Here is a 13,568-nt window from a genome sequence, read left to right as displayed (position 1 = left end):
CGGGCGCAAAAAGCCCCGCCGCTTTCCGCCGCCGGAGCGGCGGGAGCAAGTTTGATCCCCTTCTTGCAGCGGCGCGCACGGCGTGAACCGACATCGCACTTTGCGGCAACGTCCGAGGGGCGGACCCAATTGGGTCCGCCCCTCGGACGTTGCCGCTTTTGCAGGGAGCAACGGATCAAAGCGTCACGCCGTCCTTCCAGATGGCCAGGTCCCGGTAGCCCGCCCGCTCCGACCGGGTAAGGGCGCCGGAGGCCGTGTCCAGCACCGTTTGCAGCAGCGCCTGCGTATGCTGCTCCCAATCCCCGCCCTGGGCCAGACCGCCCGCGCTGTAGTCGATCCAGTTTGCCTTATGGCCCGCCAGCGCGGTATTGGTGGCGATCTTGAGGGTGGGCACCGGCGCGCCGAAGGGGGTCCCCCGGCCGGTGGTGAACAGGATCAGCTGGGCTCCCGCCGCCGCCAGGGCGGTCGTGGACACCAGGTCGTTGCCCGGAGTCTGGAGCACGCACAGGCCGCGCTTTTTTACCGCTTCGCCATAGCGCAGCACATCGCTGACGGGAGCGCTGCCGCCCTTCTGGACGCAGCCCAGGGATTTTTCCTCCAGGGTGGTGATGCCCCCCGCCTTGTTGCCGGGCGAGGGATTTTCGTAGACCACCTGGCCGTGACGTACGAAATAGTCTTTGAAGTCCCCCACCAGTTCCGGCAGGGCCCGTGCAGCCGCTTCGTCGGCGCAGCGGCGGAAGAGCACCCCTTCCGCCCCGAACATCTCCGGGATCTCCGCCAGCAGCGCGGTGCCCCCCATGGCCACCAGGCGGTCGGCCACCCGACCCACCAGCGGATTGGCGGTGACGCCGGACAGCCCGTCGGAGCCCCCGCATTTCAACCCCACGATCAGCTCGCCGGCTCCGATCTCCTCCCGCGCATCTCCGGCGGCCCGGTCGATGAGCGCGCGCAGCAGGGCTTCGCCCTCCCGCTGCTCGTCCTGCGCGGCCTGGCATTCCAAAAACGCCGTGCGCTCCGCGTCCCAGCCGCCCAGCAGGTCCCGGAGTACGGAGATCCCGCTGTTTTCACACCCCAGCCCCAACACCAGCACGCCCCCCGCGTTGGGGTGGCGGATCAGGCCGCATAGGATCCGCCGGGTATACGCCTGGTCGTCCCCCATCTGGGAACAGCCGTAGGGATGAGGCCAGGCGTATACGCCGTCCACCCTCCCCCGGGCATAGGGCTCCGCCGCCCGGGCTAGCGCCTGGGCCACGCCGTTGACGCAGCCCACTGTGGGCACGATCCAGATCTCGTTGCGCACGCCCACGCTTGCGTCGGGGCGGCGGTATCCCCGGAACGTGCGGGGCGGCAGCGGCGCCGGCGCAGAGGCGTCCACCTCCGCCGCCGCCGTTACGTCCTCGCTCAGGCCGGTGCCCAGGTTATGGGTATGCACCCAGGCGCCGGGGGCGATGTCGGTCTTGGCCCGGCCGATCGGATAACCGTACTTGATCACCGCCTCCCCGGCGGCGATGGGGGCCAGCGCCAGTTTATGGCCCTGCGGGATCTCCTCCAGCGCGGTGACCGCCTGCCCCCGGGCATAGACCGCCCGCTCCCCCGCCGCAACAGGAGCAAGGGCGACGGCCACGTTGTCCCTGGGATGGATACGCAGCACGCTCATAGGCCCGCCTCCTCCTGGCACCGGGCCAGGGCGGCGGCCATGCCGCAGGCGCGGATGCGCTCCAGAGCCCGTCCCGCCGCCGGGACAAAGCCGGGCAGGGCGTTCAGGTCCTCTCCCCAGAAATCGGTGCGCGCCGCCAGCGCCCGGATCAGCGCTTCCGGAGCCAGGCCTTTCGTCTGGCGGAAGAATCCCATTACGGCGGCGTCATCCCGGACGGGATAGGGTACGCCGTTCCGCATGCCCTGGGTGTAGAATGCGGCCAGGGCGGCGAAGGAGAAGGTGAGCCGCACGGGCAGGCGCCCGCCCCCCGCCGGATAGGCCCTTACGCTGGGCAGCACCCGGGCCCGCCACTTGGACACGCTGTTCAGGGCGATGTCCAGCAGGCGGTGGTCGATGTAGGGGTTGGCGAAGCGCTCCTCCACCGCCCGGGCAAAGGCCTCGCAGTCCTCCCGCGGCAGGGAGAGCGTGGGGATGATCTCTTCATAGAGGGCCCCTTCCAAAAAGGCGCGGACAGCGGGGTCCTCCATACAGGTGCGAACGATATCATGTCCCGCCAGGAACGCGGCGGGCACCATTGCGGTGTGACCGCCGTTGAGGATGCGCACCTTCTGCTCTTTGTACGGGTGATGGTCGGAGACAAACTTCACCGGCAGGCCCGTCTGGGGGGCGGGGAACTCCTCCGCCAGGGCCTCCGGGGCCTCAATGACCCACAGTCCGAAGGGTTCCGCCGTGTCCAGCAGGGCGTCGGCGTAGCCGTTCTCCTCGTCCAGCTGCGCCGCCCATTGCTTGGGATAGCCGGTAACGATGCGGTCCACCAGCGTGCTGCAAAAGTGGTTTTCCGTCTCCAGCCAGTGCCGGAAGGCCTCCTCCAGCCCCCAGTCGGCGGCGTGGCGGAGCACATACTCCCGCAGTACGGCTCCGTTATCCGCAATGAGCTCGCAGGGCAGCAGTACCCAGCCCGACACCCCGGAGCGCCAGCGCTCCCACAGCAGCCGGGTCAGCTTGGCGGGAAAAGAGGCGGGGGGCCGGTCGTCCCATCGACAGGCCGGGTCGTAGACGATGCCTGCCTCAGTCGTGTTGGAGATCACAAAGCGCAGTTCCGGTTGGCAGGCGGTGCGCAGCAGCTCGTCCCAATCCGCAAACACATCCAGCGCCCGGCTGATACAGCGGATCATCCGCCGCTCCTCCACCAACGCGCCGTTCTGCTTTCCCCGCAGGCAGAGCTGGTAGAGCCCCTGCTGGGCGTTGATGCGCCCGGCCTTTCCCGCGGAGGCCGGCGGGACCACCACCACTCTTCCGTAAAATCCCGCCCGTTCATTCATCCGGTCGATGAAATCGTCGGCAAAGCCCCGGAGGAAATTCCCCTCGCCAAATTGAAGCACCCGCTCGGGCGCCTGCCGGAGGATGCCGCCGTCCCCTTCCTTCAGGGCGGCATAGGTCAGCCGTCTCATCATTCAAAACCCCTTTCCCACGATCCCAGCGTTTGTGATATATCTGTAATATATCATACGTTCCGATCTTCGGTCTGTCAATCCTCTTTTTTCTGCCCTGTCCGCCCATGGGCAAAGCCCTTCCCTGCGCCGCCCCGGCAGGGGCCCGGCACAGCAAGGCCCGCCCGTTCCAGGTAGGAGCGGCCGGGCCAAGAAACGGAACGGCGCCTGCTTCCGTAGACATAGCGGTAACCGAAATATATGAATATTTATCTGGCCATTTATTTTGAGGGCGGCGCGGTATTCCCGTCCTCCTTTCCATATTTTTTGAAATAGTGCGTTTTAGTCTTGACAGCCCCCGCATATGGTGTTATCTTTTCACCAATAATTATTCGCTATTAGACGGATATTATTCATTTTATCCCCTGCATTGCAAGGCCGCTTGCAAAATTCCACAGAAGGAAGAGAACGGTGACCCCTATGAAGAAACTCCTGTCCCTGCAAAGCCGGCTGCTGTCTGTATGGACGGCCGCCGCGCTGCTGGTCTCTCTGTGCGCCGTTCCGGCGTACGCCGCGGAGGAGACCGCCGCTCCCGCCGGGAGCGTGGCCAACGTCTCGGAAGACGGCGGCGAAGACTGCATTAACCTCTCCGCCGCCCGCTCCTTCCAAGCCAGGATCCCCGTGAGCATGACCGAAGAGGCGGCCGCCCAGGCCGCCGGGAAGGCCGAGTGGTCCCTGCTGCGCGACAGCGGCAAGGCCTATCTGGACCCTGTGCTGTATCCCAACCAGACGGCGGGCGGCGGCCTGTCCGACTGGGTCTGCTCCGACGGAGAGACGCCCTTTTTCACCAATGTGGTCTCCTTCGCCGAGACGGTGGACGGCCAGGTGTATCTGAGCGTAAGTTTCGACAGCGTCTGCTACTTTGGCAGCGATGCGAGCGTTCCCCACTCCAATGGCGGCGCTTACCTGGACGTATGCGGCTACTTCCGCCTGACCGCCCTGGTGGACGGCAAGGCGCTTGGCTCGGCCCCCGTGAAAATCACCCCCTACGACAACTTCCACACGATGCCTGAGATCTACGCCCAGATCGACGCGATGGTCTCCTACGCCGCGGAAAACACCGACCTGTATGTGGAGAAGCGTTCCATGGGCAAAAGCCAGGGCGACAATGGCCTGGAGCCTCTGGACATGCCTTATCTGATCGTGGCGAAGAATCCGGACGCCGTGGCCAAGTGGCAGTCCATCCAGGAAGAGGCGGAGCACGATCCCTCCGCCCTCATCGCCAAGCTTGAGGCCGGTACCCTGGGCGACTATCAGGTGCCCGTGCTGTATTCCAACGTTCACGCCAACGAGGCGGCCGCTTCCGACGGCATCCTGAAATTTGCCTGGATGCTGCTGGAGGCCGCCGCCGACGACGGCAAGCTGGATTACGACCGGCTCACCGGCTTTACCGCTGAAGGTGAAGCCGAGCTGGCCGCCCAGATGGGTCCCGTGGGAGCGGAGGGCTCCGTGGCCGTGCCCGACCTGGTGGCCGACACCGCCACTTACCTGGGCTATCTCAAGGGCGAGGGTCTGAACGTCTCCGGCGTGGTGGATCTGGCCAAGTACTATACCATAGAGACCGAAACCGTGGACGTGGACGAGCTGCTCTCCGACGTGTTCTTCCTCATCGTCCCAGAGGAAAACGTGGAGGGGCGCACCTATCTGACCCGCACCTCCTCCGGCGGCTTTGACCTGAACCGCGACAACTCCTTCCAGACCCAGGCGGAGACCCAGAACATGACGCAGCTTATCGCCGCCTGGAACCCCGTCAGCTTCACCGAGTTCCACGGCCGCGTGAAGCAGTTCCAGTGCGAGCCCTGCGATCCCCCCCACGAGCCCAACTTTGAGTACGATCTGCTAGCCGAGCATCTGATGGCCGGCGGCGAGGCGCTCGGCATCGCCGCGGTGGCCAACAACGACGGCTACAACAGCTATGTCATCCCCCAGCGCGATTACCTGAGCTACACCGGCGCCAAGGCCGCCGACGGGGCCGACCAGACCTGCTGGTACGATCCCTGGGACGATATGTCCACCTCCTACACCCCCCAGTACGCCATGCTCCACGGCACCGTGGCCTATACCGTAGAAGTGCCCGCGTATAACGACGACGCGGCCGCCGCGGTGGCGTACGGCCAACTGGGCCAATCCGCCTACATTGCAGAGAACAAGCAGGAGTATCTGCTGGCCCAGACCAAAATTTTTGAGCGGGGCGTGACCAACGCCAACTCCGACGCCTACGAGCTGGTAGGCCAGTGGTTCTGCGACCAGTATGACGTGGAGGGCGCCGAGGCCGAGCTGTTCCGTCCCGAGTATGACGGCGCGGGTCAGAACGGCAATTTCTATCCGGAGTGCTACATCATCCCCCTGGACGGCGCCAATCAGTCCAACCTGCAGGCCGCCGCCGACATGATGGAATGGCTCTCCCGCAACGACGTAAAGATCCTGGTCTCCGAAACGGCCTTCTCCTACAGTGGTGTGCGCTATCCCGCCGGGACCATGGTGGTCTCCCTGTACCAGGCCAAGCGGAGCGTGGCCAACGGCGCGCTGTATGACGGCACCGTCATCACCGGCTGGCCCGTCCTCTATTCCGAGGGCATCACTGCCTTTGCCAAGACCCGCGGCTTCGACATGGTCACCTGCGCCGAGCCTACGGCCTACCGGACCATCCGGGCCGCCTGCGGCGACTGGATGGACCACGCGGACTGCGTGCGCTATCTGGCCAACGTCACCTCCAGCTTCACCGGTGTGGAGGGCGCCAAGGTGATCCTCTCCAATGCCTCCGAGGACTCCACCGCCGCCGTCAACGCCCTGCTCCAGGCGGGCAAAGGGGTGGGGATGATCCTCTCCGGCGAACAGGCCGGCAGCTTCCTGTGCGATTATTCCGACTGGCGGAGCGTCTGCACCCAATACCGCCTCTCCGGCGCCGGCGTGGCCGAGGCCGACGCGCCCCTGTCCCTGACCATCACCAAGGCTCCCGTGGTCTACATCAGCGGCAAGCCCTCCGACAGCCGCACCGGCTTTGTCAAGACCAGCCTGGTCAGCGGCTCCTACCAGTATAACTATGACCGCCAGGCGATGGAGCTGCTGGGCTTCCAGGTGACGGACGACGCCTCCCTGGCCACTCTCGTCATCGGCGCCGCCGCCCTGGACGAGGCAGGCCTAGCCGCCGTGGAGAACGGCGCGGCCTATATCGGTTACGGCTCCAACGCCATCAGCGCCATCACCGGCTATACCGACCGCAGGGGCAACCAGATCCCCGGCTGTCTGCTGAGCACAGGCTCGCTGGTCCGTGAGACCGTCAGCAGCGAATCCATGGACGCCCTGGCCTATGTGACCTATCCCACCCAGAGCCTGATCACCGCCAGCTATGTGAGCGAGGGCGACGAGCTGCTCTATGGCTACGGCGCGGGCTACTTCTCCGCCATTCCGGAAGGCGCCCAGGTCCTGATCCGGCTGGACGGCGCCCGGGAGCCGCTGGAGGGTTTCCTGGTGGGCGGCGGCGAACATTACGACGACTTCCTGGACAACTCCATCCAGGCCATCTCCTACCAGAAGGACGGCCTGAACCTGGCGCTCTTCGCCAATACCCTGACCAACAAGCTCCACCAGCGGGATGAGTTCAACTTCATCAGCAATATGGCCTTTTCCTCCCTGCTGGGCGGCGTGTACGCCGGCAGCGTGAAGACCGCCGGCGACGCCAAAGCGCTGGCCGACGCCAAATACACCGACGTGGGCGGCGGCGACTGGTACGCCGAGGCCGTGGGGCAGGCCACCGCCCAGGGCCTGTTTACCGGCACCTCCGGCACCACTTTTGCCCCTGCCGGTACCACCACCCGCGGCATGCTGGTCACCGTGCTCCACCGTCTGGCCGGCCTGCCGGAGGCGGAAGCCGCCTCTTTTACCGACGTAGCCGCGGACTCCTACTGCGCCGATGCGGTGGCCTGGGCCGCCGAGCACGGCGTGACCTCCGGCACCTCCGCCGCCGCCTTCTCCCCCAACGCCGCCCTGACCCGTGAGCAGACCGTGACCATGCTCTACCGGTATGCCCAGGCCGCAGGCGCAGACGTGAGCGTGGAAGCGGACGCCGATCTCCTCCGTTACGCCGATGCCGGCCAGATCAGCGTCTTTGCGCTCCCCGCCATGCAGTGGGCCTGCGGGTCGGGCGTACTCACCGGAAACGGCGCGGGCGCTCTGAATCCCCAGGGCACCGCCTCCCGCGCCGAGCTGGCCACCCTCATCCTCCGCGCCGCCGAGCTGTTCTGAGCGGGCGGTATCAGCAGAAGGAAGGGACGCGCTGCGGATTTTCCGCAGCGCGTCCCTCAGCTTGTCCCCCTTGGGCCCTGTTCAGTCCCAGGCCCGCAGCAGGCGTTCCACATAGCGTTTCATCGCCGGCCGAATCGGATAGCCGCCGTCGTGGGTGCACCAGTTGTACACCAGCCCCCGGGCAGCGATCATCAGAAAGTCCACCATGGCGGCCGCCCCTTCTTCACTGTGGAACTCTCCGGCCTGCAGTCCCTGCTGCACCTGTTCTCCCAGCACCCTTCGGATCCCCTGTTCAGAGGGGCGGTCAAAGCACTTGTTGTTGGAGTTGTAGAGCAGCTTGGTCAGGGAGATATCGGTGATCTCGCTGGAATAGCGGGCATATTCGTCAAAAAAATACAGGATCCGCTCCCGTGCGGTGGGCTGGATAAGAGCGGGCGCCACCACGTCCTCAAAGTACTCGTCGGCCAGCTGGTAGGTCTCATAGTACACATCCAGCTTGGTTGCATAATAGTTATAGAAGGTCCCCACCGAGACCTGGGCGGCCTCCACGATATCCCGGACCTTGATCTGCTCAAACGCACGGCGGTCCAGCAGCGCCAAGGCCACTTCAAAGATATGGCGCTTCGTCTCCTCCGCCTGCTGCCTGCGGGTCTTTTTATGCTCTTCCAATCCCTGCGCCCCCCATTTCTCTGCAACGATTATATCAAAATCAGGCCCTCCTGCCAAGTGCGGGAGGGCCTTTTTTTGGACGGTTCACCCAATTTGAGCAAGCTTATTTGGCTTTTTTTACAATTTTCTGATTTGACCCGCTTTTTTGGGGCCGCCCTATTGCATTTCGTTTTGCCTCGTGACATAATTAACGAACAAGTTCGCTGAACATATTCATAAAACAATTTCACAAAAGGAGGCAGCAGTATGGCTACATTTCTTACCGCCCAAGAGGCCGCCGAACGGATCCCGGACGGGGCCACCGTTGGCCTGGCGGGCATGGGACTGTCCGGCTGGCCGGAGGAGGTGGCCTGTGCCATCCGGGACCGCTTCCGGGAGACGGGGCACCCCCGAAACCTGAATCTGAAGCAGGGCAGTGCCATGGGAGACTGGGGCTACGGCAACCAGTTTTTGGGTTGGGACCGCACGAAGCGGCCCGACGGCCCCGCCCAGGATCAGGGCAACCGCGGCGTGACCCGGTTCGGCGAGGCCGGAGAGGGACTGATCGCCAAGTGGTGCGGCGCCCACATTGGCTCGGCCTTCTCCCTGAACGAGCTGGTGCGGCAAAACAAAATTCAGTGTCACTGTCTTCCCCAGGGCGTCATCGTAAACCTGTGGCGGGAAATCGCCGCCGGACGGCCCGGTCTACTGACCAAGGTCGGCCTCGGCACTTTTGTAGACCCCCGCGTCGAGGGCGGCAAGATGAACCAGGCAACCACGGAAGACCTGGTGGAACTGGTAGAGCTGGCCGGCGAGGAGTACCTGTTTTACAAGAGCTTTCCCCTGAACGTAGCGCTGCTGCGGGGCACCACCGCCGACGAAAACGGCAACATCACCTTTGAACACGAGAGCGTGCTCAACGAGGGCCTTGCGGTGGCCATGGCCGCCAAAAACAGCGGCGGCATCGTCATTGTGCAGGTGGAATACGTGGCCCGAAAGGGCACGATGGACCCCAAGCAGGTCAAGATCCCCGGCATTCTGGTGGACTATGTGGTCCAGGCCACCGACCCCATGGCCTGCTGGCAGGCCGAGGGGGTCTACTTTGAGCCCGCCTTCTCCGGTCAGATCAAAAAGCCGGTGCAGGCTCTGCCCAAGCTGCCCATGTCGGACCGCAAGGTGCTCTGCCGCCGCTGCGCCATGGAGCTGCGCGCTGGCAGCGTGGTCAATCTGGGGGTCGGCATTCCCGCGGACGTGGCCCTGGTGGTGGCTGAGGAGGGATATACCGACCAGATCACCCTCACCGCGGAGACCGGCGCGGTGGGCGGGGTGCCCGCCGCGCTGCCCAACTTCGGCAGCGCCTATAACCCGGAGTGCACCATGCTCCACAACGACATGTTCGACATGATCGACGGCGGCGGACTGGACATCACTGTGCTGGGCCTGGCCCAGGCCGACGAGGCGGGCAATTTGAACGTTTCCAAGTTCGGCGCCCGCCTTACCGGACCCGGCGGCTTCATCAATATCACCCAAAGCGCCAAAAAGGTGGTCTTCTGCGGCAGCTTTATGGCCAAGAGCAAGGTGCTGGTACAGGACGGCAAGCTGGTCATCGCCGAGGAGGGCAAGGCCAAAAAGTTTATCCGTCAGGTGGAGCAGATCACCTTTTCTGGTCCCTATGCCCGGCCGGATCAGACCATCCTGTATGTGACCGAGCGCTGCGTGTTTCAGCTCATCGGCGGCAAAATGACGCTGATCGAGATCGCCCCGGGCATCGACCTGGAGCGGGATATCCTGGCCCACATGGACTTTGTTCCGGTGCTCGCCCAGAATTTGAAAACCATGGACCCGGCTATTTTCCAGGAACACTGGGGCGGCCTGGGCCAATCGATCCGAGCATAAGGAGGCTGACAAAATGGTATTGACCGAAAAGCAACAGATGTTGCGCAAACTTTTCCGGCAGTTTGCGGAAACGGAGTTCACGGACGAGCTGCTGGACCGGCTGGAGGAGACCGGGGAATTTGACCGCGCCATTCATGATAAGATGGCGCGCTGCGGCTTTCTGGGCGTCAAGATCCCGGTGGAATACGGCGGCCAGGGCGGCGACAGTCTGGCCTATGCCATGATGGTGGAGGAGTTCGCCCGGGTGTCCCCGGTGCTGTCCATCTATGCCAACACCTCCAACTCCCTGGGGGCGGGTCCGCTGCTCTACTGCGGCACCGAGGAGCAGAAGCGGAACTACGTGATCCCCGTGGCCAAGGGAGAAAAGATCCTGGTCTTCGCCCTGACCGAACCGGGCGCCGGCTCCGACGCGGGCGGGACCCTGACCTCCGCCGTGCAGGCTGGGGACGAATTTATTCTCAACGGCCGCAAGACCTTCATTTCCGGCGCGCCCTTCGCGGATTACGCGGTGGTCTACGCCAAGACCGATCCCAGCCAGAAAGGCTCCAAGGGCATCTCCATGTTCCTTGTGGACATGAAGCTGCCCGGCGTATCCTGCGGCAAGCCCGAGCACAAGATGGGCATCGTGGGCTACCCCACCAGCGACATCATCCTGGAGGATGTGCATGTCCACAAAAGCGACCTGCTGGGCCCGCTGCACAAGGGCTTCTCCACCGCGATGAAGACCCTGGACGGCGGGCGCCTGGGCATGGCCGCCCAAGCGGTGGGCATCGCCCAGGGCTGCCTGGACGCGTCCGTCAAGTACGCCAAAGAGCGCAAGCAGTTCGGCAAGCCCATCGCCAAATTCCAGGCCATCAGCTTCATGCTGGCCGACATGGCCACCGAGATCGAGGCCGCGCGCCAGCTGGTCTACTCCACCGCCGTGCGCAAGGATGCGGGGGACCCGGAGAGCGCCAAGCTGTGCGCCATGAGCAAGCTGTACGCGGCCGAGATGTGCAACCGCGCGGCCTACAAGGCCGTGCAGATCCACGGGGGCTACGGCTACATCAAGGAATACAAGGTGGAGCGCTTCTACCGGGACGCCCGCATCACCAGCATCTACGAGGGCACCTCGCAGGTACAGCAGATGGTCATCTCGGGCAGCCTGCTCAAGTAAGGAGGAGAAGGGTATGAAATTCATTGTCTGCGTCAAGCAGGTGCCGGACACCTCCGGCAAGGTGGCGGTCAAGGCCGACGGCACCATGGACCGCTCCAGCATGGCCGCCATCACCAATCCGGACGACCGGAACGCGGTGGAGGCCGCCCTGACCCTCAAGGACCAGTATCCGGAAGCCAGGGTGGTGGTGATCTCCATGGGCCCGCCCCCCGCCGCCGGGATGCTGCGGGAGCTGCTGGCCATGGGCTGCGACGAGGCGGTGCTCATCTCCGGCCGGGAGTTCGGCGGTTCGGATACCTTCGCCACCTCCCAGATCATTGCCGCCGCCATCGCGCACCTGGGTCTGGATGAGGAGGACGTGATCTTCTGCGGCCGTCAGGCCATCGACGGCGACACCGCCCAGGTGGGTCCCCAGATCGCGGAAAAGCTGGGCCTGCCGCAGGTGACCTATGCCGCCGACATCCGGAAGGAGGGCCGCACGCTCACCGTCCGCCGCATGCTGGAGGACGGCTATATGAACATCCAGGTGTCCACGCCCTGCCTGATCACCTGTATCAAGGAGCTGAATACCCCCCGGTATATGACCGTCAAGGGCATTCTGGAGTGCGATCAGAAGCCTTATCGGGTCCTTGACTATGCGGCTTTGAAGGACGAGCCCCTCATCGAGCCGGACACCATCGGCCTGAAGGGTTCCCCCACCAACGTGTACAAGTCCTTCTCGCCCCCGGTGAAGGGCGCGGGCGTCCTGCTGGAGGGTTCCCCGAAAGAGGCGGTGGCGCAGCTCTTCGCCGCGCTGGAAAAACAGCACATGATTTGAGGGAGGATGCGGAAATGACTGAATTTCATAATACCGACCCCGCCGCCTTCCGGGGCGTGTGGGTATTCTGCGAGCAGCGCGGCGGGGAGCTCAACCCCACCTGCTTCGAGCTGCTCTCCGAAGGCCGCAAGCTGGCCGACGATCTGGGCGTGGAGCTCTGCGGCCTGCTGCTGGGCGACGGCGTGGCGGCGCTGGCCCCCACGCTGGGCGGCTATGGGGCCGACCGGGTATATGTATGCCAGCACCCCCTGCTGAAGGATTACACCACCGACGCCTATACCAAGGTGGTCTGCGGCATGGTCATGGAGCGCAAGCCGGAAATCGTGCTCATCGGCGCCACCAACATCGGCCGGGACCTGGGCCCCCGCTGCGCGGCCCGCCTGCACACCGGCCTTACCGCCGACTGTACCCACCTGGATGTGGATGTGGCCAAGTATCAGGAATTTTTAAAGCGTACCTCCACCCTGGATGTGGACGGTATGAAGTGGGACCTGACCGACAAGGGTCTGAAGATGACCCGTCCTGCTTTCGGCGGCCACCTGATGGCCACCATCATCTGCCCCCGGTTCCGGCCCCAGATGTCCACCGTCCGGCCCGGCGTGATGCAGTGCGCCCCCTTCGACCAGTCCAAGGCCGACGCCTGCCGGGTGGAGCTTTGCCCTGTCACGCTGGATGAGCGCGATCAGAAGACCCGTGTGCTGGAGGTGGTCAAGCAGGCCAAGGCCGCCGTGGACCTGATCGGCGCGGAGGTCGTGGTCAGCGTGGGCTACGGCATCAGCAGGGACGTAAAAACCGGCCTGGCGCTGGCCCAGCAGCTGGCCGACGCCCTGGGCGGCGTGGTGGGCGCCTCCCGCGCCTGCGTGGACGCGGGCTGGATCGGCGCGGACCACCAGGTGGGCCAGACCGGCAAGACCGTCCGGCCCCGGCTGTACATTGCCCTGGGCATTTCCGGGGCCATCCAGCATAAGGCGGGCATGCAGGACGCCGCGTGCATCGTGGCGGTGAATCAAAATCCCGCCGCCCCCATTTTTGAGGTGGCCGACTACGGCATCCCTGCCGACCTGTTCCAGGTCCTTCCGCTCATGATCGAAGCGGCAGCCTCCAGCAAGGGATAGGCGACGGGAAAACCGAACGAGCAGGCGTACAGAATCGGAACAGGCCCGTAGCCGCGCGCCGGTGCGCCGCCCCTATCTGCTGTGCGGCGTGGGATGCATGCCCTTCGCGGGCATCCTTTACGCCTGGTCCATCCTGAAGGCTCCGCTGGCCCAGGCGTTCATCCGGAGCGTCTCTCAGCTGGCGCTGAACTTTATCCCGACCATGCGCTTTTTCTGTGCGCGGCCGGGATCTGTCTGGCGGGCCCGTCCTACGGCTGCTCGCCTCCCATCTCCTCCGCTTTTGTCAGCGCCTTTTATGGGACAAAGCATTTCGCGATGAACTTCAGCATCGCCAATACCATGCTCATCCCGACCTCCTTTACAGCCACCCTCGCCGGGCCATGGTGACCGCTTCCGGCTCCTGCGCCGCCCCGGCGGCCCTGCTGCCGGCCTGCTCCCTTCTTTCGCTGCTGCTGAACCTGAGGATCCGAGCGCCCTGATCCGGCCCCGGCCTTCCGGCACCGGACCTGCAGCGCCGCTGTGCCAGCCGTTCGCCCAAACCGTC

At 64.7% G+C, this 13,568-nt stretch carries 8 protein-coding genes; 5 read left to right on the top strand and 3 right to left on the bottom strand.

What is annotated here, in order from left to right; genetic code table 11:
• Positions 1-175 precede the first annotated feature (175 nt).
• Together MR825_RS13150 and MR825_RS13145 are read right to left on the bottom strand one after the other, a co-directional pair.
• Positions 176-1,657, bottom strand: a complete 1,482-nt coding sequence (locus MR825_RS13150; protein WP_287881120.1) for a UxaA family hydrolase — start codon at positions 1,655-1,657, stop codon at positions 176-178.
• The gene (locus tag MR825_RS13145; RefSeq protein ID WP_287881118.1) at positions 1,654-3,108 is read right to left on the bottom strand and encodes a tagaturonate reductase; all 1,455 of its coding nucleotides are present in this window, start codon (positions 3,106-3,108) and stop codon (positions 1,654-1,656) included. The genes MR825_RS13150 and MR825_RS13145 overlap by 4 nt, the downstream gene beginning before the upstream one ends.
• Positions 3,109-3,567: 459 nt before the next feature.
• Here MR825_RS13145 and MR825_RS13140 point away from each other — a divergent pair, with 459 nt between their 5' ends.
• Complete coding sequence (locus MR825_RS13140; RefSeq protein ID WP_287881116.1) at positions 3,568-7,392, top strand: S-layer homology domain-containing protein; 3,825 nt, start codon at positions 3,568-3,570, stop codon at positions 7,390-7,392.
• A gap of 81 nt (positions 7,393-7,473) precedes the next feature.
• Here the strand turns inward: MR825_RS13140 and MR825_RS13135 are convergent, their stop codons facing one another.
• Positions 7,474-8,061 carry a TetR/AcrR family transcriptional regulator gene (locus tag MR825_RS13135; protein ID WP_256176150.1) on the bottom strand — a complete coding sequence of 196 codons (588 nt, stop codon included), beginning with the start codon at positions 8,059-8,061 and terminating at the stop codon, positions 7,474-7,476.
• Between the two features lie 246 nt (positions 8,062-8,307).
• On the opposite strand from MR825_RS13135, the gene MR825_RS13130 reads away from it, so the two are divergent.
• From MR825_RS13130 to acrA, 4 genes are read left to right on the top strand one after another with little or no spacing between them, the layout of a single operon-like run.
• Positions 8,308-9,936 (top strand): acyl CoA:acetate/3-ketoacid CoA transferase, encoded by a 1,629-nt coding sequence (locus MR825_RS13130; RefSeq protein WP_287881115.1) that lies wholly within the window; start codon positions 8,308-8,310, stop codon positions 9,934-9,936.
• 13 nt (positions 9,937-9,949) lie between these two features.
• The gene (locus MR825_RS13125; protein WP_186907497.1) at positions 9,950-11,092 is read left to right on the top strand and encodes an acyl-CoA dehydrogenase family protein; all 1,143 of its coding nucleotides are present in this window, start codon (positions 9,950-9,952) and stop codon (positions 11,090-11,092) included.
• A gap of 13 nt (positions 11,093-11,105) precedes the next feature.
• Positions 11,106-11,909, top strand: a complete 804-nt coding sequence (gene acrB / locus MR825_RS13120) for an acryloyl-CoA reductase electron transfer subunit gamma (RefSeq protein ID WP_287881114.1) — start codon at positions 11,106-11,108, stop codon at positions 11,907-11,909.
• Positions 11,910-11,923: 14 nt separating this feature from the next.
• A complete protein-coding gene (acrA, locus tag MR825_RS13115; protein ID WP_287881113.1) occupies positions 11,924-13,024 on the top strand; it encodes an acryloyl-CoA reductase electron transfer subunit beta in 1,101 nt (366 codons plus the stop codon).
• The last annotated feature ends 544 nt before the right edge of the window (positions 13,025-13,568 follow it).

The sequence above is a fragment of the Lawsonibacter sp. genome, assembly GCF_022777125.1.
Taxonomy (GTDB): domain Bacteria; phylum Bacillota; class Clostridia; order Oscillospirales; family Oscillospiraceae; genus Lawsonibacter_A; species Lawsonibacter_A hominis.
The sequence above is the reverse complement of the archived record's forward strand: the minus strand, read 5'-3'. Positions and strand labels throughout refer to the sequence as shown.